This window comes from Rheinheimera salexigens (genome assembly GCF_001752395.1).
Classification (GTDB): Bacteria; Pseudomonadota; Gammaproteobacteria; order Enterobacterales; family Alteromonadaceae; genus Alishewanella; species Alishewanella salexigens.
In genome coordinates this window covers 265,811-288,616 of sequence record NZ_MKEK01000001.1, presented here as the reverse complement: position 1 = coordinate 288,616, position 22,806 = coordinate 265,811, and the positions used below count along the sequence as shown (strand labels likewise).

The following is a 22,806-nucleotide window of genomic DNA, read 5'->3' as shown; positions in this document are numbered from 1 at the left end:
AAAATTAAAACCAAAGCCAATGGTTTCAGCGCTGAAATCATCATCACTTAAAGTCAGTAAACCAGCACTTGCTGATTAGCTTGCGAAAAGCAGCGTGGCAAATGTAGCAACTAATAAACTTTTAAATTTCATTTTCTAATCCAAAAAGTAGTTTAAATAATCTATTAGTTATTAAGCATTTTTTACGCCACTTATTAAGCATCTGTTTTAACTTGCTTTTTTAAGGTTATCAGTTTGAGACTTAGTGTTTTTGTAAAGTAATTGGACGCTTAGAATTAAATGTAACGCTATGAGCATACTTTCCTTCCAAGCAGAAAAAAGGCCGCAATAAATGCGGCCTATACTGAAAAATCTACATTTTTAAAACTATTCCCGAACTAGAACGGGATATCGTCATCAAAGTCGATATTTGGCTCTACTGGCTGCTGAGCAGGCTTTTGTTGGGGTTGCTGATAGCCACCTTGTTGTTGTGGCTTTTGGTAGCTTTGCTGCTGCGCTGGTTGTTGCGCTGGCTGCTGATAACCGCCTTGCTGAGGTTGCTGCTGTTGATAGCCACCCTGTTGTTGTTGAGACTGCTGCGGCTGGCTTGGCTTTTGATAGCCACCTTGTTGTTGTTGCTGGCCAGCTTGCTGTTGTGGTCTTTGGTAACCACCTTGTTGACCGCCTTGCTGTTGGTTATCACCACCGCGGCCATCTAACATTTGCAGTTCGTTGGCAACGACTTCAGTGGTATAGCGCTCTACACCTTCTTTATCTTGCCATTTACGGGTTTTTAATTTGCCTTCAATATAAATTTTGCTGCCTTTACGTAAGTATTCGCCAGCAATTTCGGCTAAACGGTTATAAATAACCACGCGGTGCCATTCGGTTTGCTCTTTCTTTTCATTGGTGGCTTTGTCGTTCCAGCTTTCTGACGTGGCTACGGTTAAGTTAGCTACAGCACCACCTTGCGGCATATAACGTACTTCTGGATCTTGGCCTAAGTTACCAATTAAAATAACTTTGTTTATTCCACGCGACATCTAAATTCTCCTGAAAAATATTAAGCTTCGGCGGCGGCAATAATTGCTTCTGCCTGCGCCGTATCAAATTGTGCTGAGCTAACCTTTAAATAACAACGCTGCTCTGCCAGTAATAATGTTACTTCTTGTACGCCGGTTAAGGCGCTAAGTTGTGCTGCAAGTTGCTGTGCTGCTAATTCAGTTTCTACTGCTACCGCCAACGATAGTCGCTGCGCGCGCTCTGGAATAATCAGTGTACTGGCAACCAGTAACCAAAGTAAACCAATAACCGCTAGCACCATAAACAGGGCTTGGTTACCAAACTGTTGAACGACAGCGCCGCCGATAACGCCGCCTAAAAAAGCCCCGAAAAACTGGCCGCTAGAATAAATACCCATAGCGCTACCGCGTTGTCCGGCGGGTGCTATACGCGACACTAATGCCGGTAAACTGGCTTCTAAAAAGTTAAAACCAATAAAAAATAGCAGCATACCAATAATTAAACCAACAAAGTTTGCCAGTAATAACACCGTAAGCATGGCACTAACCAGCAAGCCAATGGCGAATAAAAAGAAACCTTTTTCTTGTGATTTACGCATGGCGACAATTAACATCGGTACCATTAACACAAAGGAGCCGGCTAATATGGGTAAATAAAACTGCCAATGCTTAATCGAGTCTAAGCCAGTGTTAGTTAACAATTGCGGTAAGGCAACAAAAATGGCGGTTAGCATAAGGTGCAATAGCATAACGCCAATATCTAACTGCACTAATTGCCGGTGCTTTAACATAGCCTTTAAACTTTGCGGTAAGGCTAACGTTTCTGCCATAGGGGCTTTTTGTACACTTACCGGCACCACAAACCACACTAACGCCATTGCCACTAAGGCTAAAATGGCGGTAAACCAAAATACGCCGCTTAAGCCCGCCATACGCGCAACTAATGGTCCTATTATCATCGCCACCGCAAACGACAAACCAATGCTAACGCCAATAATGGCCATAACCTTTGGTCGTTGCTCTTCGCGGGTTAAGTCTGCGGCTAAGGCTAATACGGCACCAGCGATAGCGCCACCGCCTTGCAATACGCGGCCGAAGGTGACCATATACACAGAGTCTGCTAAGGCAGCGACAACCGAACCAGCTGCAAATAGCATTAAGCCACCCAGCATCACTTTATGACGGCCAATGCGATCCGACAGCCAGCCTAAAGGGATTTGTAAAATGGCTTGGGTTAAGCCGTAAGCGCCAATAGCCAAACCAATCCATAACGGCGAAAAACCTGCTAGTTCACTACCATAAAGCGCAAACACCGGTAGCAACATAAATAAGCCTAGCATACGGCTAGAGAATACTAAGGCTAGGGCCACGGCGGCGCGTTTTTCAAGAGAATTTAATTGCTGCATTGGCTTAAATGAACGCTTTAACAAGGCTGAAAATAGAGCGTGAGTGTAACATAAAATAGCCCAGCTTTAAGCTGAGATTACTTATGAACACTTATGTTCACTGATAATAAATAAGCATGTCTTATTTATTTCATAGTGAATGCTGACTCTGCCACTAACATCGCCCTTAAACTGACGAATTTCGGGCTTAGTTTAGCAGTAGTGCAAGCAATAGGTGTATATTTTTACAGTTTATACTGGGCAATGCTTAAAAAAAACGCATAGATCTGCAATAATAGTGAGTGCGTATAAAAGCGAAACTTGAAATAAGGCTGAAATGAAGAAAATTGATATTCGTGGTGCCCGTACCCACAACTTAAAAAACATTTCGCTGGTTATACCGCGTGATAAATTAATTGTTATTACCGGTTTATCAGGCTCAGGAAAATCATCACTCGCATTTGATACCCTATATGCCGAAGGCCAACGGCGTTATGTTGAGTCTTTATCCGCTTATGCTCGGCAATTTTTAAGCTTAATGGAAAAGCCAGATGTCGATCACATTGAAGGCTTATCACCAGCGATATCGATTGAGCAAAAATCGACTTCACATAACCCGCGTTCGACTGTCGGGACTATTACCGAGATTTACGATTATCTGCGACTGTTATTTGCTCGCGTTGGCGAACCGCGTTGCCCAAATCATAATTTGCCCTTAGCCGCGCAAACCATCAGTGAAATGGTGGATAAAGTGACCACCTTTGATAACGATACTAAATTAATGGTGTTGGCACCTGTGGTGCAAGATCGTAAAGGCGAACACGTTAAATTATTAGAAGGCCTGGCTGCGCAGGGTTATATTCGCGCTCGCATAGATGGCGAAGTGTGCGATTTATCTGATCCGCCAAGCTTAGACTTACACAAAAAACATACCATTGAAGTGGTTATCGACCGGATAAAAGTCCGTGACGACGTTAAATTACGCTTAGCCGAGTCGTTTGAAACGGCGTTAGCATTATCCGGCGGCATAGCTAAAGTGGCGTTGATGGATGATCCCGACGCCGAAGAATTAGTGTTTTCGGCTAATTTTGCCTGTCCTACTTGCGGTTATTCCATGGCAGAATTAGAGCCGAGAATGTTCTCGTTTAATAACCCCGCTGGCGCATGTCAAAGCTGTGATGGTTTAGGCGTTAAACAATATTTTGACCCCAAAAAAGTGATTGTCAGTGACGAACTTAGTTTAGCGGGCGGTGCTATTCGCGGTTGGGATAAACGTAACTTCTATTATTTTCAAATGCTAAAATCACTAGCTGCGCATTATAAGTTTGAGCTAGATGTGCCCTTTTCTAGCTTAAGCAAAGCCCAGCAAAAAGCCATTTTGCAAGGTAGTGGCCATACTGTTATAGAATTTAAGTACTTAAACGATCGTGGCGATATCGTACTGCGTAGCCACCCATTTGAAGGCATTTTGCCTAATATGGAACGGCGCTATCGGGAAACAGAGTCTAACTCGGTGCGCGAAGAGCTAAGCAAATATTTAGCCACCCAGCCTTGCCCTAGTTGTAGCGGCACTCGGTTACGTGAAGAAGCACGCCACGTGTTTATTGGTAAAACTAACTTACCTAATATTGTTGAGCTATCCATTGGCGATTGCATGGTTTATTTCCAGCAACTTAGCCTTAAAGGTCAAAAAGGCCAAATTGCCGAAAAAATATTAAAAGAAATTCAAGATCGGCTTAGTTTCTTAGTCAACGTTGGCTTAAATTATTTAAACCTGTCGCGCAGTGCCGAAACCTTATCTGGCGGTGAAGCTCAGCGTATTCGCTTAGCCAGCCAAATTGGTGCCGGTTTGGTCGGCGTTATGTATGTGCTGGATGAGCCGTCGATTGGCTTACACCAACGTGATAACGACCGCCTGCTTGGCACCTTGCGCCATTTACGCGACTTAGGTAACACCGTTATCGTAGTCGAACACGACGAAGAAGCTGTGCGCTTAGCTGATCATATTATTGATATTGGCCCAGGTGCCGGTGTCCATGGCGGTTATATTGTTGCTCAAGGTAGCTTAGAGCAAGTCATGGCTGAACCTAAATCGTTAACCGGACAATACTTATCTGGGGCTCGTAAAATTGCCATACCAGAGCAGCGTACGCCCGTGGGCGACAAATGGCTTAAAGTGCTGGACGCGACCGGCAATAACCTAAAAAATGTCGACTTAGCCATTCCGTTTGGTTTAATGACCTGTATTACTGGCGTGTCTGGTTCAGGCAAATCTACCTTAATTAACGACACCCTATATCGGGTGGCGCAACGGGTATTAAATAGAGGCGAAGGGCCCGATCCGGCCGCGCATCGTGAAATTACCGGTTTAGATCACTTTGATAAAGTTATCGATATTAACCAAAGCCCTATTGGTCGTACACCACGTTCAAATGCCGCCACTTACACCGGCATTTTTACTGGCGTACGTGAGTTATTTGCTGGCACCCAAGAAGCTCGTTCACGTGGTTATCAAGTTGGTCGCTTTAGCTTTAACGTTAAAGGTGGCCGTTGTGAAGCTTGCCAAGGTGATGGTCTTATTAAAGTAGAAATGCACTTTTTAGCCGACGTCTGATCGTGCCTTGCGATGTGTGTAACAGTAAGCGTTATAATCGCGAAACCTTAGAAATTAAGTATAAAGGTAAAAATATTCACCAAGTGTTAGATATGACAGTGGAAGATGCACTGGAATATTTTGCTGCAATACCGGCGATTAAACGTAAATTACAAACTCTGATGGATGTCGGCTTAAGTTATATCAAGCTTGGCCAGTCGGCGACAACCTTGTCTGGTGGTGAAGCACAACGGGTTAAATTAGCCCGTGAGCTAAGCAAACGTGACACCGGTAAAACCTTGTATATTTTAGATGAGCCAACCACTGGTCTGCATTTTTATGATATTCAGCAATTACTTAATGTGTTGCATCGTTTGCGTGACCACGGCAATACTATTGTTGTGATCGAGCATAATTTAGATGTAGTAAAAACCGCCGATTGGGTAGTCGATTTAGGCCCAGAAGGCGGTAGCGGTGGTGGTGAAATTTTAATTGCCGGCACGCCAGAACAAGTAGCCGATTGTGAGCAGTCTTATACAGGCCATTACTTAAAGCCGCTTTTAGCGTAAGCAAATGATTTGCTAACAGCTACTGTTTAAATACAATTCTAAAGCAACTGCCGGGTGTAATGCTCGGTTTGTTTTTTATAGTATTGCTCGACATGCTATTCGACAAATAGCTTGGTAAATACTGCAATTGTGCATCCTGCGCCTGTAATAATGCACGTGATAAACTCAAGCCAATACCTGATCCTGTCTGTTTAGTGGTAAAAAACGGGATAAATATCTGCTGCGCGACTTGCTCGCTAATGCCTGGCCCATTATCAACAATATCTAGCTGCCAAAGTTGCTGGATATTGTGCTGTAAGTTTATCGTTAACTGCTTTTGTACTACGTCATACATAGCATCAAGCGCATTTTGCAGTAAATTAATGATTACTTGCTCTATTAATGCTTCATCTAACCATAACTTTACTTGAGGCGGCATCATCAGTTGCACCTCAATAGACTGCTGTTGAAATGCTTCACGCTGTAAAGCTAAGCAATTCTTTATCACTTCGACTAAATCTATCTGCAGTAAACGAGGTTGCACCGGTTGGCTAAGCTGGTTAAATGATAGAATAAATTCGGTTAAATGCTGGCCGCGGCGTAAAATGGTCGCCAAAGCGTCGGTTAAATCAGTATGCTGCTCTTGGTTTAATACCGTGTCAGCAGCAGGTAAAATATGCTGGCAACTTTGTGCCAGCGATGCCATCGGCGTTACCGAATTAGCAATCTCATGAGTCAATACTTGAGTCATTTGCTGATAGGCTTGTACTTCTTGTTGCAATAATGCCTGGTCAATACTTTGTAGCGTAACCAACTTACGTACCTGCCCAGCGATACGGGTACAAACTATACTTAGCGCTAAACGGTCGGTATAACCTAGTTGTTGCCACTGAAACTGGCCCTGATAATGGGTATTTGTTTGCTGTAAAATTATGGCAAGCTGTTGTAAATTGGCAGGTTCAAACTGACCTTGTTGCAGTTGTTTGAATTGCACCACTGATAACAGCCGTTGTGCCGCAGGGTTAGCCTGCAACAATTCACCACTATCAGTAAACTCAAGAACCGCAATATCTAACTGGCTAAGTAATGTTTGCAAATACTGCGCTTTAGCTTCTGCTTGACGCCGGCTTTCACTAAGTTGCTGTTGCACCTCTGCCAATAAACTCTGCAAGCGCGGCTGGCCACGTATGGTTAACGACGTATCTTGATTAGCTAACGCCTTTAATACTAACGTTGTTTGTCGTTGCTGTAATTGGCTGTGTTGCCAAATCTGCCAAGCTATTAACGCCGTAGTGAGTGTTAGCAAAATTGCTAATGCCGAAGGCCCGTTTAACCAAACGTTAGCGGCGCACAATAGCAACACACCAAAGCTACTTAATAGCACAAGTAAACGCATATTAAAGCCCATATTTTTCTAAGCGCCGATATAAAGCACCTCGAGTTAAACCCAAGGCTTTAGCAGCCTGACTGACATTACCCTGAAAATACTGCAAGGCTTGGCGAATGGTTTTTTCTTCAACTAGTTCCAACATAAAGTCGGCATCTTCTGCTTGAGCAGTATTTGAGTCAGTTAATGCCAACGCTTGCTCTGAGGTACTTTGTAACTGGCTGAAATCCAGCTTGCCCTTATCAGCAAGCACTACCGCACGCTCAACTGCATGCGCTAACTGCCGCACATTTCCCGGCCAATCATATTGCTGTAATAAACGTTGATCACAGCTACTGATTTGTAAATCAGTGCGCTGATAACGTTGGCCATAATACTGTAAATACCAGTTTAGTAACGGAATGATATCTTGTTTTCTTGATCGCAGTGGCGGTAATGTTATTTCGACTGTATTAATACGGTACAACAAGTCTTGGCGGAATAAGCCACTAGCTACAGCCTGATGTAAGTCTTCATTAGTGGCACAGATTAAACGAATATCAACTGCTACCGGCTGGCTAGCGCCGACTGGCACCACAGTGCGGTTTTGTAAGGCAGCTAATAACTTAGTCTGTTCTGGCAAGGCTAAATTAGCCAACTCATCTAAAAATAAAGTACCACCAGTCGCTTCAACAAAACGGCCAGCATTATCGGCTTTAGCATCGGTAAAAGCGCCTTTTTTATGGCCAAATAACTCACTTTCTAGCAAGCTACTGCTTAAACTGCCCATATCAACACTAACCATAGGCGCTGCAGCACGATTAGATGCTTGATGAATAGCCTGTGCTACCAAAGTTTTACCGGTACCGCTTTCACCAAGCAACAAAATATTGGCATCAGTAGCAGCTACTTTTTCAATAGTGCGCAGCACTTGCTGCATAGCTCTGCTATCACCCAAAAGCGGGATCCTATCTATTATAGAAGCAGCTGATGTCCTAGCTTTTGCCAGCATATTTGCTGGCTTCGGTGAAGGCTTAATAGTGGTTTGTAATGCCTGCTGCAACGCCTGTAATAACTGCTCATTCTGCCAGGGCTTTGCAATAAAATTAACCGCACCCAGTTGCATTGCCCGCACTGCTAACGGCAAGGCTGCGTAGGCAGTCATCATAACCACTTTTAACTGGGGTTGAGCTTTTAACGCCTGCTGTAAATAAAACAGTCCTTCTTCACCACTTTGGGTATCTCGGCTAAAGTTCATATCTAGTAGTAGTAAATCAATCGGCTGACTGCTTAACGTGCTAAGCAACTGAGCGGGATCATGCAATGTAGTTATTTGCGCAAAATGTTGCTTCAAAAAAATTCGACTGGCAATAAGAATATCCTGATTATCATCCAGCACTAGCACATGATATGGCTGCTTCATCGAAAAACCCCAACGTTGTAATCACTGCACCCTACCGAAAAGGCTACAACTTGGCAACAAGCTTTCAATGCATGCAGCTTATGTCATTGCCAAACTGTTCACTTGTGGACACTTAGCTGTACCACCAGCGGACACAATTAAATAATACACAATATAAAATACTGATCTTAAACAACTTTATATTTGGCACATCCATTGCTCTAGTACTTGTATGAGTACTGACATAAGTAAAAGCAACCCTATCTTAGGAGCTAAAAAATGGATAAGAAACTAAGCCGCTCAACTTCGCACCGCATATTAAAACCGGCAATTGCGATCGTGGTTGTTATTACCGCAGTCTGGTTTGGCATTACATGGCAAAGCAACGCTACAACATCGGTGCTATTACCTATTAGTTCAGTTAGCACCGCAGTAGTAAAGCTACAAGTTTTGCAAGAAAGTATCGCCTTACGTGCCAATGTGTTACCGCAAAAAACCGTATTTCTAGATGTTATTGAAGGCGGTCGCGTAGAAGAAAAACTAGCCGAGCAAGGTCAGTTCGTCACCAAAGGCCAGCCGTTAGTACGGCTTAGTAACACTGCGTTGCAGTTAGATTTAATTAGCCGCGAAGCACAAGTTACTGAGCAGATGAATTTTCTGCGTAATACCCAAATGACAATTGAAACTAACCGGCTAAATCTAAAGCGCGATGTGCTAGATATTGAACATCAAATACGTACGCTAAAACGCAACCTTAGCCAAACCGAGCCATTGGTAAAGTCTGGCGTACTAGCAAAAGAAAGCTTGCTAAATATGCAACAAGACTTGAGCTATCAACTGCAGCGTCTTGAGCTAACACAGCAGCAACAACAGCAAGAGGAAGCCATTCGGCAACAGCAACTTAGTCAGTTAAGCGAAAGCGTACAAATGTTGACAAAAAACCTGGAATTTGCCCGCCTAAACGTGACGAACTTATTGGTTCGTGCGCCAATTAGCGGTTATTTAAGTGAGTTTAATGTTGAAGCTGGTGAGTCTAAAGCGCCAGGCAGCCGTATGGGTCAGATTGATATTCCTGACCGTTACAAGTTAGTTGCCAGTGTTGATGAGTTTTATTTAAACCGCGTTAATTTGGCCATGCAAGCTACTGCGTTACTCAATCAGCAGGAAATTTCTCTTACTTTGAACCGTATTGACAGCCGAGTGATCAATAACCAGTTTCAGCTTGAATTTAATCTACCAGAAGTAGCCGAGATCAAGCGCGGCCAGTCAGTAAATATCACCTTGCTGTTAGAGCAGCAGCAACAAACTGCATTAGTGCTACCTCAGGGGGCTTATTTGGCCGACAGCGCCGCTAAATATGTCTATGTATTAAACAGCAAAACCGCTATCGCGCATAAACAAGCAGTAACGCTTGGCCGACAAAGCGCAAACCAAATTGAAATTATCAGCGGTTTAAATGTTGGTGATCAAGTTATTACTTCAGGCTATCGCGACTTTGCGCAAGCCGATACTATTCAACTACAGCAATAAGGATATTATCATGATTAAGTTACAACAATTAAACCGTGTATTTCGCACCGCCGAGCTAGAAACCACTGCACTAAACCATATCGATTTACACATCGAACAGGCCGACTTTGTTGCTATTATGGGGCCTTCAGGCTGCGGTAAATCTACGCTACTAAGTATTCTCGGCATGCTAGATAGCCCAAGCTCTGGCGCTTATTTATTTCAAGGTGCTGATATTGCTAACTACAATGAAAAACAACTGGCACAGTTAAGAAAAACCCAGCTAGGCTTTGTATTTCAGAGCTTTAACTTAATTGATGAGTTAACTGTCTTTCAAAATGTTGAACTACCGCTACAGTATCAAGGCATCGCCGCGGCTGAGCGTAAAGTACGAGTTGAAGCCATATTAAAACGGATGCAAATTGACCACAGGGCCGATCATCTACCGCTGCAGCTATCTGGCGGCCAGCAACAACGTGTCGCGGTAGCGCGAGCTTTAGTCATTAACCCAGCACTCATATTAGCCGATGAACCAACCGGTAACTTAGATTCAAAAAACAGTGAAGAAGTAATGCTGATGCTACGCCAGCTAAATAGCGAAGGTACTACGATAGTCATGGTAACCCACTCTGAGCATGAGTCACGCTATGCCAGCCGCATAGTACGAATGCTAGATGGTCAAATTATTACCGAACGGGCACTGGAGGCAAAGTATGCTTAATACAATGACTATGTTGGGTAATTATTTAACGACCAGCGCGCGTACGGTACTGCGCCATAAAACCCACTTAACACTAAATCTGCTGGGGCTAACGGCCGGCCTAGCTTCTGCGCTGTTAGTTTTACTGTATGCTAATTACGAAATGGGCTTTGATAAAATGCACCCTAACGCAGATAATACCTACCGCTTGGAGCAGTTATTTGTCCCGGTTAATCAACGTTTTCCCGTTTCTAGTCCTGCAATGAAAAACTTGCTACAGAACTATGACGAAAGGATCAACCTGACACGATTAAATAACGATGCCTTGTCAGTTCGTCTGAGCGAGTCTAGCCAGCAGCTAACACTAGAATGGTCGCTGGCTGTAGAAAGTAACATTACTGACTTTTTTCAGATAGAGGTAGTGTCTGGTGATTTAGCCGCAACACTGGCGCAACCGCATCAAATTGCCTTATCCGAATCACAAGCTAAGCGGCTATTTGGTAGCGAAAACGCGATAGGCCAAAAATTGCAAGCGTCTGAGCAGCATTATACGGTAACTGCAGTTTATAGTTTGCCGAAACAAAGCCATTTGCAAGCCGATTCTCTTCGCCGAATTAGTGATGGCGTAGAGGCCAGTAGTCTAGCGATGAATAACGTTTACAGTTATCTTTATCTGCCCGATGATGTTAATAAAACCGCGATGTTGCAGCAGCTATCTAACCAGCTAAATCAACAAGCCTATGCCGGTCAACATATCTCTGAGTTACAACTGCGGCCGCTAACTGATATTCATCTCCACTCTGCTTTAGCTTACGAATTTAAAATCAATGGCTCAGCTAACACTGTAAATATCTGTTTATTTCTTGCGGCTCTTCTACTACTCATTGCGGCTATTAACTTTATCAATATGAGTACAGCCCGGGCTGCAACACGTGCTAAAGAAGTAGGTGTACGTAAAGCCTTAGGAGCGAGTCGTAGCCAATTATTTGTGCAGTTTATGTTGGAATCTATCCTGATGGCCTGTTGTGCTGGTTTACTAGCAACGGTAGCCGTAGAGCTAGTTTTACCCCAATTTAATCTGTTGATAGACCGCCCACTTGAGCTAATTTATGTCGGTTCTTTTGGTTTGATTTTACTCGGTAGTGTATTTAGTGTGGGTATTTTAGCAGGTATATACCCGGCAGTTTTTATCTCAGCTTTTGATGCTAAAAAAGTACTTAGTGGGGACTTTCAGCGCGGTAACACTGCCATCTGGCTGCGTAAAAGCTTACTCGTATTGCAAGGTGCGATTACTATTGCTCTTTTGGTAGCCAGCATTGTGCTACAACAACAACTACAACTACTGCAAAATCAGCCAACCGGCTATCAACGTGATGCTAGGCTAATCATAAAAGATATTGATAATGAACAACTATTCTGGGACGAAAGCCAAAGCTTACTGCAAAGTTTGCTTAAGGTTGAGGGAGTAAATACTGCATCAATACTCGATATGCAGCTAACACATTCAATTTCTCAAGCAATGGAAATTCATTTACCTGGGCAAACTCAAACCAGCGCTCTGCCACCAGTCGCCCAGATGGGAGCAGGCTTTAATATTGCTAGAACGGCAGGCTTAACACTCTTGGCTGGGCGAGATTTTAGTGAGGCTTACCAGAGCGACTGGTATCAAATTCATAGTGATCATGCCACTGCAGCGATTATAATTACCGAATCTCTGGCGCGTAAAGCCGGCTACAGCCAGCTGCAAGATGCCATTGGTCAACAATGGCTACTTCCCGGCAACACGCCGACTTTGCGAATGAAAATAGTCGGTGTTGTCGCTGATATTCAAATTGGTTCGGCACTAACGCAGCAAGAACCCTTATTACTGATCTGTGGTCGTTCGCCAATGAATTACAGTAATATTATGCTAAAAATACAAGCTGAGCAGCCGATGATGGTGCGGGCTAATATAGAGCAAGTATTAAGTAATCGGTTGCAACGTCAAGACTTACGACTTAGCTGGCTAAACGATGACTACACTTCCTTATACCAGAATCAGCAACGGCAAGGTAAAGTAATAGCAATATTCGCCGCGTTAGCCATTGCCTTAACCTGCATCGGTTTATTTGGTTTGGCAGCCTTTAGTGCAGAACAGCGCTCTCGTGAAGTAGCCATGCGTAAAGTACTAGGTGCCAGCCGTTTCAGCTTGGTGAACTTATTAGCGAATGAATACATTAAACTAATGGCAATAAGTGCCATATTGGCGATACCAACAACCTTTTGGATACTTGAACGCTGGTTAGCTGAATTTAGCGAACGCATAAGTCAAAACCCGTTGTGGTACCTTCTCGCAGCCTTAACGACTTTTACCATCTGCTGGTGCACCGTTGCGGCTTTAGCCTGGCAGGTTGCTAGCCGCAAACCAGCAATGGTATTAAGGCAGCAATAATTAACGCCCTGTGTCAGGAGTTTTTCTTAGGCATGTCAGTATATATTGCCTTAATTAAATACCTGACACAGGTTAACTATTAAAACAGTTAAAATACAAACTCCATTTACTGCTCTAAAATAATTTACCGCTTATAATAAGTAGATTTTAACTAGGGCAGTTGCAATTGACTAAACAGCCAGTCTAGTGCGTGTTTAATTTGCTCTGGTTGCTGCACGGGTACTAGATGATCACTATTACTAAGTGCAATGTACTGACCATTTGACAGCGATGCTTGCTCAGCACTCCAAGCACTGCCTTCTTGTTGCCATAGTTGTAGCGCTGCTGCCAATTCAGGCTGCTCTTGCGCTTGTTCTATCTGCTGTTGTTCAAAGTCACTATCAATTACGCTTACCGGTATGGCCGACACCATTGGCAAACTGGCATAACCATCCAAGTCAGCTATATAACTGGCAATCTCAGTTGCTCTAGCTTGCTGCTGCGGGATCAATAACCGCCGTTGAATAATTTGCTCAAAATAACCCAAGTCAAACGCCACATTGTTTGCTGCAGCAAGCTGTTTTACTTCGTTGTATTCCAGATCCAACTTATCTTTTGTTCTTGCAGTCCAATTACCCTCAGCGATATAGGGCAGTAATTCGGGCAGATTTTCCAGATACCAGTCTGCTGGATAACCCTGATAAAGGCTTAACGAATGGGCAAGCGGAATATCCGGATCGATATACAACATAGCTTTTATATCAAACTGTTGCTGATGTTGCTGGTAAAACCAACGCGCACTAATACTGCTGCTAGAGAAAGCGACCAAGGTCACTTGGCTTTCAGCTAACTGCTGTAACACCAACGCCAAATCATCAGCAAAACGACGGTACGACAAGTTATCAGCACTACTGCTAAACGCATTACCAAGCCGGTCGATGCTATAAACCCGATATTTTTGGGCTAATAAAGGCTGCAGCGCCGCAAACCAAGCGCTGTCGCTGTGATAATTATAATTAGGCCCCGCCAACAACACTACCGCAGGCCCAGGGTTATCTAATCCCATAGCGCGAACATGAAACTGCCCTTGCTCAGTGGTTACTAGTTGCGAATGCTTTGGTAATTCAGGCTGCTCCAGCTCAGCAAAGAAACGGATTATTTGGGCAGAGGTATCAAACTGATTAAAGCGCCAGCTATGGCCACCATATATCGCACTGTATAAATTAAATTTTTGTTTACCATTGCTGTAATTAATACTGCCCGCACCGAGTTCAGGTAAAGGTTTAATTAACGGGTACGGCAAAGCGTTATGCTTATTAGCATGTAATTGAATCGCTTTTGGTGAGCTGATTAATCCAAAATTACTATCGGCTAAGCCGTTATAAGGTAGAACCGGATCATGCGAGCCATGCACCATCATCACCGACAAAGCTTCTTCTGGTGCACAGCTAGCCGCTAATTGCTCTGACATTGGGCTGGCCACCACCGCAACGGCCTTAAACACTTTGCTGCGGTTACATGCTAAATTTTGGGTAAATAATCCACCTTGAGAAAAGCCCGCAGCATATATTTCACTGTCTAAAACCTGATGACGCTGTTTAATATCGGCAATTACCGCATCAACAAAGCCTAAATCGTCAACCTTTTTGCGATGCGCAATATTACAGCCACAACCTTCGTTCCACTCCACTTCTTTAGAGTTAGGATAAGCGACAATGTAGTCATCAGTGTATTGCTCAAATTTAGCCGTACTGTGCATACTCATGGCGTTGCCACCTGAACCATGAAACACCAGCAATAATTTATAGCTTTTATCAGCCTGATAACCAGCCGGTAGTTTTAGCAGATAACTACGTTGCGCCAACTTTATTAATCCTGTGGTGTCAGCTTTGTCACTATCTACATTATTGCTGTCACTGCCACAAGATGACAAAACAAGGCTAAGTAACAACGTTATTATTATCACTAGTATTGATTTTAATATTGGCTGTAGTTTCATATTAAATTCCTGTTAACATTAGTTCAGGCAACAGCTTAGGAAAATAATATGGCCATGTCGTGGTTGTAACCGTGATGTTTATATGATGCATAAGCCATAAAATATGATGAAAAGCTTACCGGGAAGAAAATGAATAAAACTGTGCCCTCTGAGCCCGCTGTACAGTGGCAATTAGGTGAAGTTACTTTTGACAGTCGCACTCGGCAGCTAAGCCGTGGTGATAATCAACTGTACCTTGAACCAAGACAGCATCAGCTGTTACTCAGTTTACTGGCCAGCCCAGAACTGCCCCTTAGCCGCGAGCAATTAATTCAAACGGTGTGGCAAGGTCGTATAGTCAGTGATGGCGCGATTAACCGTGCGGTGTCGATGCTACGCAAAGCTTTTGCCAGTTTAGATCCAACAACAGATTATATTGCGACTCTGCCCAAGCTAGGTTATCAACTGTTGTCGAATGTGAAAGTAGTAAGCTTAATCAGCCCAGATCAGACTCAGAATTCTGCTCAGTCTACTCTCCATCAGGGCGCTCAACAAAAGCCGGCATCTGTGCGTTCTGGTAAAAGTCGCAATCGGTTACAGTGGTTATTTTTGCTACTGGCGTTAATTATTTGCGGGCTATTTGTTGTACGGTTTTGGTTTTATACCAATACACCACTTCAGCTACTCAGTGCCGCTAATAAAGTGCCCCACACTAGCTTTAATGGTCGCGAAAGCCAGCTAAGCAGTAATGCAAAAGGTACAGCGCTGTTGTATCAGCGCCAGGCTAATAATGGTAATCATCAGATCTGGCTAAATACTCTAGCGGATAACAAACACCTTGCCCTGACACCGGATAATGAAGACAGCCAAAATGCTGCATTAAGCCCGGATGGCCGCCAATTTGCTTATGTACGCTATAGCTCGGGTTCTAGCACTGAGCCTAACATCGAGCATTGCCAAATTGTGTTGCAAACGCTGGGCGAAACCACTGCTAATAGAATATTACACCAGTGCCCGCCAGATAACGCGCCGCTAATCAGCTGGCACAGCGATGGCAACACCTTATATTTTCGACAAAGAGCTGATAAAACCCATCCCTACCAGCTCTATCAGCTGAGTATTGCCAGCGGCGCTGTACGCCAACTAACACTGTTAGCTGCTGACTATTCTGGCCAAGGTGATATTGCTTTAGCAACATCAGGCCAACAGCCGCTAGCTATTGTGCGCTATATAACGGCTGATACTAGCGAATTACTGCTGCTGGACAGTAACGGTCAAATCACTTTTTCTCAAACTATAGCCATTCGTGCCACCGCATTGGCTTGGTACAACACTACAACTGTAAACGAGGATAGGGTGCTATTACTTAGCGCCGGCTCAACCTTGTATCAATACCACTTGGCGAGTGCTGAGCTGACGCCGCTGTATCACGCAGCTGATGCCATTAATTCATTTGTTGTCACTGGCGACAATGTGTATTTCAGTAGCACAGAACTTAGCGCCGATATTTGGCAGGCTAATAAAGCGGGAGATGCATTAGTACGGATTAACAGTTCACGGTTAGATACCATGCCGCGGCTATCACATGATGCTACACAACTGGCTTTTCTTAGCGATCGACAAGGCCATCTGCAATTGTGGTTACAGCAAGTTGATGGCACTGAACGCTTATTAAGCGAGCTACCGGGTCAACCCAGCTTTATTCGGCTAGAGTGGTCAGATGATGATAAGCAGTTATTGTTTAGTAAAGACGGCGCCGTTTATAGCGTTAATATCGACAGTGGTAAGCTAATGACACTGCTAAATGCTGATAAGCAAGTTGCGATAGCAAACTGGGCCATGGATGATACTAAGCTAGTATATAGCAGCCAGCGTGATGGCGACTGGCAGTTATGGTTATATGATTTGACTAACAACAGCGAGCAAAGGCTAACACAACAAGGCGGCTACAGCGGCCGTATTTGGCAAAATCGGTTATATTTCAGTAAATATCATCAGGATGGTTTGTGGGTTAAAGAGTTATCTTCTGGTAACGAGAAGTTATCTTCTGGCAGCGAACAGTTATTACTCTCCTTTTTTGACAAGATAAATTGGCTAAACTGGCAGATTGATCAGGTCCAGTTATATTACTACGTGCCAACTAAGGGTATTTATCGGCTGGATCTAGCGTCAGGCGAAAGTGCATTACACTTATCTGAACCCAGCCGCTTTGTCCGCCATTTTAGCGTACGCCAAAACCAAACGGTTTATGTGCGCCATAGTGAACTACAAGGAGATATTTATCGGTTGTTACTTAAAGCTGCCAAGTAAAAACACAGCCTTAAGTTATAGTTGCTAGTGTCTAACACCAAGCAACACCGGGTTGTAATAGCTGCAAACCACCGCGTTGCCAACCCCACCATGCAGCCATTAACACTAAACCCAGTACCGTGCTTAGTGCTAACCAGAGAATAAAGCGCCAGCGTTTTTTCATGTTTGCCTCTGTATTAACTTAACTTTTTTATTGATTTAACGCCGGCGTTAATTGCACCCTGCGCTCTTTAATCGGTAAGTTAAGTAGCGCCGCTATTACACTTAAGCCAATAGATATTTGCCACACCAAATCGTAATTGCCGGTAGAATCGTAAACATAGCCACCAAACCAGCCGCCTAAAAAAGCGCCTATTTGGTGAAACAAAAACACTATACCGCCGAGCATAGATAAATAGCGGACGCCAAATACACTGGCCACAATACCGTTGGTTAACGGCACGGTAGATAACCATAAAAAGCCCATCGCCATACCAAAAGCATAGGCGCTCCAATCTGTTAGCGGTAACATAATAAACGCTAAAATAACGATTGCACGAGCCGCATATAGCACACTTAATAATATAGGTTTAGAAACACGCCCGCCCAACCAACCCGCAGCATAAGTGCCAAAGATATTGAATAAGCCTATTAGCGCCAGCACCGTAGTGCCTACTTGTGGAGCTAATTGGTTATCCAGTAAATAAGAGGGAATATGCGTACCGATAAACACAACTTGAAAGCCGCAAACAAAGAAACCTAGCGACAACAGCCAAAAACCTTTATGAGCCAAAGCTTGTTTTAACGCTTGCTCAATACTTTGTGCCGGTTCGTTATCGTGAGTGGAGCCTGACGTCTTTAACATTAAGGCTAACGGCATAATTAATAACACCATAAAGCCTAACGCATACAATGCAGCAGACCAGCCCAGTTGGGTAATTAACACTAACGTCGCCGGTAACATGATAAATTGACCAAAAGAACCGGCGGCACTGGCAATACCCATGGCCATACTGCGCTTTTCAGCGGGGACAGCACGGCCGATAGCGCCTAAAATAATAGTAAAAGAAGTAGACGATAACGCTAAACCAATTAGCACCCCAGCACTTAAACCTAGGCTTAAGCCTGAATTAGACATGCCCATGGTAATTAAACCTGCGGCATAAAATAAACCACCCGCAATAACCACCTTATGGGCACCTATGCGATCGGCTAAAGCGCCGGTAAGTGGTTGAGTTAAACCCCAAATTAAGTTTTGTAAGGCAATAGCTAAGGCGAAAGTTTGCCGGCCCCAGCCAAAGTCATCACTCATTGGCGCTAAAAATAAGCCAAAACCATGCCGAATACCCAGCGCAAGCGCTAAGACAACCGAACCTCCTAACATTATGTAGAAAGTTGAACGTAACATGGCGGGCATTCGTGGCTCCTGATTAAGAAATACTGCTTAGTTAATATGATAACAGTTATTACTTAATCAGGTTATGCACAAAAGGTCGTAGCAGCTTAGTTTCTCTGCCGTAAACCTTAATGTTTAAAGCGGATCGGACACTTTGCTTTCGCTAAGTTTTTTCTCTAGTTTTTCAATTTTCTCTTGGGCTTGCTCACGATAACGAGTTAACCGCTCAATAGTCGCGGCAGCATTATCTTTAACAAAGCCTACTTGCTGCTCTAACTGAGTTTTTTGCTTTAACATGCGATCATGATCTAATTGCATATCTTGGGTTTTATCACGATGCTGTTGTAATTCTTCGCGCAATTGACGAATAGTTTCCCGCTGTTCAACTTGATGGTTAGCCGTCATTTCATTTTGCTGTTTTAACATCGCATTACTGGCTTTAAGCTGATTTAGCATTTCCTGCATATCGGCAGGACCATTATCTGGTGCTTGTTGTGCTTGAACTAACTTGTCTAATTGCTGCTGTAATGTAGCAATGGTCGCTCGTAGTTCTTTAGTTTCTTTTTTTGCATCATCATGTTCAGCATTTAAAGTCGAAATTTGGTTTACATAATGATTAATTTGTTGCTGAGCTTTTTCAATGTCAGCAGTCGACGCGTGGTCTTGCGAACTACTGGCCTCTATCTTAGCTAAGGCGACATCGTGCTCAGCCTCTAAGGCAATTTTATCTGCTTCAAATTCTTTTAATGCACTTTGTGCTTGGCTTAACTCTTGTTGTAATGCACTTAACTGCTCGTTGTTGTCGTTTGACGTACTGTTCGCAGATTCTCTTGCAGAAAGTTGGGCTATTACTTGTTCATGCTGGGCAACCAGTTGTGATTTTTCTTGTTCTTGTGCGGCTAAATTATCCTGCAGCTGTTGAAAATGCGCCTGCAGTTGTTGGTATTTTTCTACTAGCTCATTATCCGTATCTGTAGCGCTTGAACCCGCACCACCTTGCTGTAACTGTTCTAACTGCTGCTGTAAGCGACGGCTTTGAGCTAGCGCTTGAGTTTCGGTTTTAGTGGCAATTTGTAAGCGACTTTCAAACTCAGTTAACATGCCATTGAGTTCGATTATTTCATTATCTTGTTGCTGTAATTTAACCGCGTTGTCTTTAGCTTGTTGTTGTAACTTCTCAATATCGGCTTTGCCATCTTCAGCCGTTTTTAACGCTAGCTCTGCTTGCTCTAATTCTTGTTCAGAATGAGCAAGTTTACTTTGTAAATCTAGCTGTTGCTGCTCGCTATGCTGTAATGCATGCTTAAGTTGCTGCTGTACTTCATGGCTATCTCGTTGCTGCGCTGTTAATTGCTGCTGGCTTTGCTCAGCTTGTTGTTGCGCTTCAGTAATTAATTCTTCTTGTGCTTCTAAGCTGCTTTGTAGCTCAGCAATAATACCGGCTTGCTTTTGTTGTTGTTGCTCGGCTTGCTCTTGTTGCTCAGCTGATGCAGACGTAAGCTGACTAATATTATCGGTAAGTTGCTGCTGTATTGCTGTCGCGTCAGCCAGTTGTTGTTGTATTTGCAGTAGCTGTTGTTGCTCGGAGGCTAATGCTTGCTCTGCGGTAGCAGCTTGCTCTGTTAACTGCTTTATTTTCTCATTAGCCTGATCACGCTGCTCAGATAAAGCAGCATATTTTTCGGTTTGGGTGGCTAGCTTTTGCTGCTGTTCAGTTACGCTGGCCTCTAATTGTTCTTTGCGCTGCTGAATATCAAATAATTCATTTTGTAACTGCTGATTTTGTTCTGCGGCATTAACTTCAGCTTGAATAGCTTGTTCTAATTGTAAATTTAAACGGTCGGTGTGCTGTTTAGCAAATTGGGCAGCTTCTTGTTGAAAGGCAGTAATAAAGTCTGAGCTAAAAGCAGTATCAGCTGTTTCAGGGGCTTTATGAGCTTGTTCGTTGCGCCACTTTTGATAATGTACCACCACACTGGCTTGCGCGCCGGTGATTTGAGTCAATAAATAATCTAGTGAGACTGGCTGACCTGTCTTTTGCAGATCATCACAGATTTTCTTAATATCATTATATTGCGCCATAATTTAAGTATCCGCCTGACAACTTTGAATTAACATCAAAAATAACTACGTTTTATTATTCTATGCGCTTTTAGCTAAAAGCCAAATTTTATTACAAATATTTTGCAAATAGAGCTAATTAAGGCTACATTGCTGTATATACATACAGTTGGCGGCGCTATGATCTTATATATTGCAGAAAAACCCAGTTTAGGTAAAGCTATTGCAGCAGTGCTGCCTAAACCTCAACATAAAGATAACGGTTTTATCCGACTTGCTAATGGCGATGTTGTTAGTTGGTGTATTGGCCATTTATTAGAGCAAGCCGCTCCTGAACAATATAACCCCGATTATAAACGCTGGCAGGCTGCACATTTGCCTATTATTCCGACAGACTGGCAACTTAAAGTTAAATCATCTGCTGCAAAACAGTTTCAGATATTAAAAAAACTGATAAAACAAGCCGATAAAATCATTCATGCCGGCGATCCTGACCGCGAAGGTCAGCTTTTAGTTGATCAAATGTTGGCCTACTGTGGCGTTAAAGGCGCTAAGTTAGAGACAGCTCAACGCTTGCTAATTAACGACTTAAATCCGGATGCGGTTAAAAAGTCATTATCGCAGTTAAAAGCCAATAAAGACTTTGTGCCACTATCAACCTCGGCCTTAGCCCGCAGCCGTGCTGATTGGTTATACGGCTTAAATATGACTCGAGCTTATACCTTGCAGGGGCAAAAATCAGGTTATAACGGAGTATTATCAGTCGGTAGAGTACAAACGCCCTTATTGGGTTTAGTGGTTCGGCGTGACGAAGAAATTGCGAACTTTATCAGTAAACCGTTTTATCAGGTACTTGCTAGCCTTAGCACTCAGGCTAATGAACAATTTACTGCCCTATGGCAGCCAAGCGAGGCTTGCTTACCTTACCAAGATGAGGAGGGCAGAGTGCTAGTAAAAGCGTTAGCAGAACAGGTTAAGAATAAAATTGTTAACCAAGCCGCTATCGTTAGCAAGCTGGAACAAAAAGATAAAAAGCTTGCTCCGCCACTGCCCTATAACTTATCTGCGTTGCAAATTGATGCCGCCAAACGTTATGGTATCAGTGCCCAGCAAACCTTGGATGCCTGCCAACAATTATATGAACGACATAAACTGATTACCTATCCGCGTTCAGATTGCCGTTATTTACCGCAAGCACAATTTAATGATGCTGCCGCTTTGTGTCAAAGCATTGCAGCCAATAGCCAAGACTTAACCGAATCGGTTGCCAATGCCAATACTAGCCTGCGTAGTAAAGCCTGGAATGACAGTAAAGTGTCTGCCCATCACGCGATTATCCCCACTGCGAAACGGCAAATATTAACCAAGCTTAGCTTGACAGAACAACGCTTATATTTATTAATAGCAGTGCAATATTTAGCCCAGTTTTATCCAGCTTATTGCTATGCTGAAACCCGTGTTGAAGTAACAATATTAACCGGTATATTTCGCGCCACGGCTAAAGTAGAGCAAGCCGCAGGTTGGAAGCAGCTATTTCGCCAAGCTGCAACTAATGAGATCAAGCAGGCAAACAGTGACGAGCACCAAATTAGTCAACTACCAAAGCTAACGTTAGGCCAAGCCTTAAAGTGCATTGATGCAACAGTATTAGAAAAAAATACCCAGCCCGCTCAACATTTTACCGATGCCAGCTTATTAGCGGCTATGACCGGCATTAGCCGCTATGTGCAAGATAAAGACATTCGGAAAATATTACGCGACACTGACGGCTTAGGCACTGAAGCTACTCGCGCCAGTATTATTGAGTTGTTATTTAAACGCCAGTTTATTCAGCGCCAAGGAAAACTCATCCTTGCTACTGAAACCGGTACGGCACTGATTAATGCCCTACCTCTTAAAGCGACACTGCCCGATATGACTGCACTGTGGGAAGCCAGCTTAAATAATATCAGCCAAAAACAAAGCAGTTATCAAGCCTTTATGCAGCCCTTATGTGATGAGCTACAGCAGCTAATTGCTGACGCTAATACGATTAAAACCATGAAATTACCGCAAGGAACTAACCAAGGCTGGTCAAAGAAGAAAGCCAGTAGTGGTAAAAGAAAACCTTATGTGCGAAAGCCGTCAGTAGCTAAAATAGATACAAAACGTAATTAAGTGTTATTTCA

13 protein-coding genes and 1 pseudogene are annotated in these 22,806 nt (G+C 43.5%); 6 read left to right on the top strand and 8 right to left on the bottom strand.

What is annotated here, in order from left to right; genetic code table 11:
• Window positions 1-377: 377 nt before the first annotated feature.
• On the bottom strand, window positions 378-1,022 hold the full coding sequence (gene ssb, locus BI198_RS01385) for a single-stranded DNA-binding protein (protein WP_070047934.1): 645 nt from the start codon (window positions 1,020-1,022) through the stop codon (window positions 378-380).
• A 20-nt stretch (window positions 1,023-1,042) separates the two neighbouring features.
• On the bottom strand, window positions 1,043-2,407 hold the full coding sequence (locus BI198_RS01380; RefSeq protein ID WP_070047933.1) for an MFS transporter: 1,365 nt from the start codon (window positions 2,405-2,407) through the stop codon (window positions 1,043-1,045).
• A gap of 316 nt (window positions 2,408-2,723) precedes the next feature.
• On the opposite strand from BI198_RS01380, the pseudogene uvrA reads away from it, so the two are divergent.
• A pseudogene (gene uvrA / locus BI198_RS01375) lies at window positions 2,724-5,548 on the top strand (excinuclease ABC subunit UvrA).
• A 19-nt stretch (window positions 5,549-5,567) separates the two neighbouring features.
• Here uvrA and BI198_RS01370 read toward each other — a convergent pair.
• The gene (locus BI198_RS01370) at window positions 5,568-6,923 is read right to left on the bottom strand and encodes a sensor histidine kinase (protein WP_158007081.1); all 1,356 of its coding nucleotides are present in this window, start codon (window positions 6,921-6,923) and stop codon (window positions 5,568-5,570) included.
• Between the two features lies 1 nt (window position 6,924).
• Window positions 6,925-8,316: a sigma-54-dependent transcriptional regulator gene (locus BI198_RS01365; RefSeq protein ID WP_070047931.1), complete on the bottom strand. Its 1,392-nt coding sequence runs from the start codon at window positions 8,314-8,316 to the stop codon at window positions 6,925-6,927.
• A gap of 258 nt (window positions 8,317-8,574) precedes the next feature.
• Here BI198_RS01365 and BI198_RS01360 point away from each other — a divergent pair, with 258 nt between their 5' ends.
• Genes BI198_RS01360 through BI198_RS01350 form a run of 3 tightly spaced genes read left to right on the top strand, consistent with a single transcriptional unit; the run spans window position 8,575 to window position 12,935 of the window.
• Window positions 8,575-9,825, top strand: a complete 1,251-nt coding sequence (locus BI198_RS01360) for an efflux RND transporter periplasmic adaptor subunit (protein ID WP_070047930.1) — start codon at window positions 8,575-8,577, stop codon at window positions 9,823-9,825.
• A gap of 10 nt (window positions 9,826-9,835) precedes the next feature.
• Entirely contained in the window at window positions 9,836-10,525 is a 690-nt protein-coding gene (locus BI198_RS01355) for an ABC transporter ATP-binding protein (RefSeq protein ID WP_070047929.1), read from the top strand.
• The gene (locus tag BI198_RS01350; protein WP_158007080.1) at window positions 10,518-12,935 is read left to right on the top strand and encodes an ABC transporter permease; all 2,418 of its coding nucleotides are present in this window, start codon (window positions 10,518-10,520) and stop codon (window positions 12,933-12,935) included. The genes BI198_RS01355 and BI198_RS01350 overlap by 8 nt, the downstream gene beginning before the upstream one ends.
• 151 nt (window positions 12,936-13,086) lie before the next feature.
• Here BI198_RS01350 and BI198_RS01345 read toward each other — a convergent pair whose 3' ends face one another.
• Complete coding sequence (locus BI198_RS01345) at window positions 13,087-14,913, bottom strand: alpha/beta hydrolase (protein WP_070047928.1); 1,827 nt, start codon at window positions 14,911-14,913, stop codon at window positions 13,087-13,089.
• Window positions 14,914-15,042: 129 nt separating this feature from the next.
• On the opposite strand from BI198_RS01345, the gene BI198_RS01340 reads away from it, so the two are divergent.
• The gene (locus BI198_RS01340) at window positions 15,043-17,202 is read left to right on the top strand and encodes a winged helix-turn-helix domain-containing protein (RefSeq protein WP_070047927.1); all 2,160 of its coding nucleotides are present in this window, start codon (window positions 15,043-15,045) and stop codon (window positions 17,200-17,202) included.
• Window positions 17,203-17,233: 31 nt separating this feature from the next.
• On the opposite strand, the gene BI198_RS16310 is transcribed toward BI198_RS01340, so the two are convergent.
• The 3 genes from BI198_RS16310 to BI198_RS01330 form a co-directional block, all read right to left on the bottom strand.
• Entirely contained in the window at window positions 17,234-17,365 is a 132-nt protein-coding gene (locus tag BI198_RS16310) for a hypothetical protein (RefSeq protein WP_268793884.1), read from the bottom strand.
• 27 nt (window positions 17,366-17,392) lie between these two features.
• Window positions 17,393-18,598 carry an MFS transporter gene (locus BI198_RS01335; protein WP_070047926.1) on the bottom strand — a complete coding sequence of 402 codons (1,206 nt, stop codon included), beginning with the start codon at window positions 18,596-18,598 and terminating at the stop codon, window positions 17,393-17,395.
• Window positions 18,599-18,712: 114 nt separating this feature from the next.
• The gene (locus BI198_RS01330) at window positions 18,713-20,659 is read right to left on the bottom strand and encodes a coiled-coil domain-containing protein (RefSeq protein ID WP_070047925.1); all 1,947 of its coding nucleotides are present in this window, start codon (window positions 20,657-20,659) and stop codon (window positions 18,713-18,715) included.
• Between the two features lie 159 nt (window positions 20,660-20,818).
• On the opposite strand from BI198_RS01330, the gene BI198_RS01325 reads away from it, so the two are divergent.
• Window positions 20,819-22,795 (top strand): DNA topoisomerase III, encoded by a 1,977-nt coding sequence (locus BI198_RS01325; RefSeq protein WP_070047924.1) that lies wholly within the window; start codon window positions 20,819-20,821, stop codon window positions 22,793-22,795.
• Window positions 22,796-22,806: the final 11 nt, after the last annotated feature.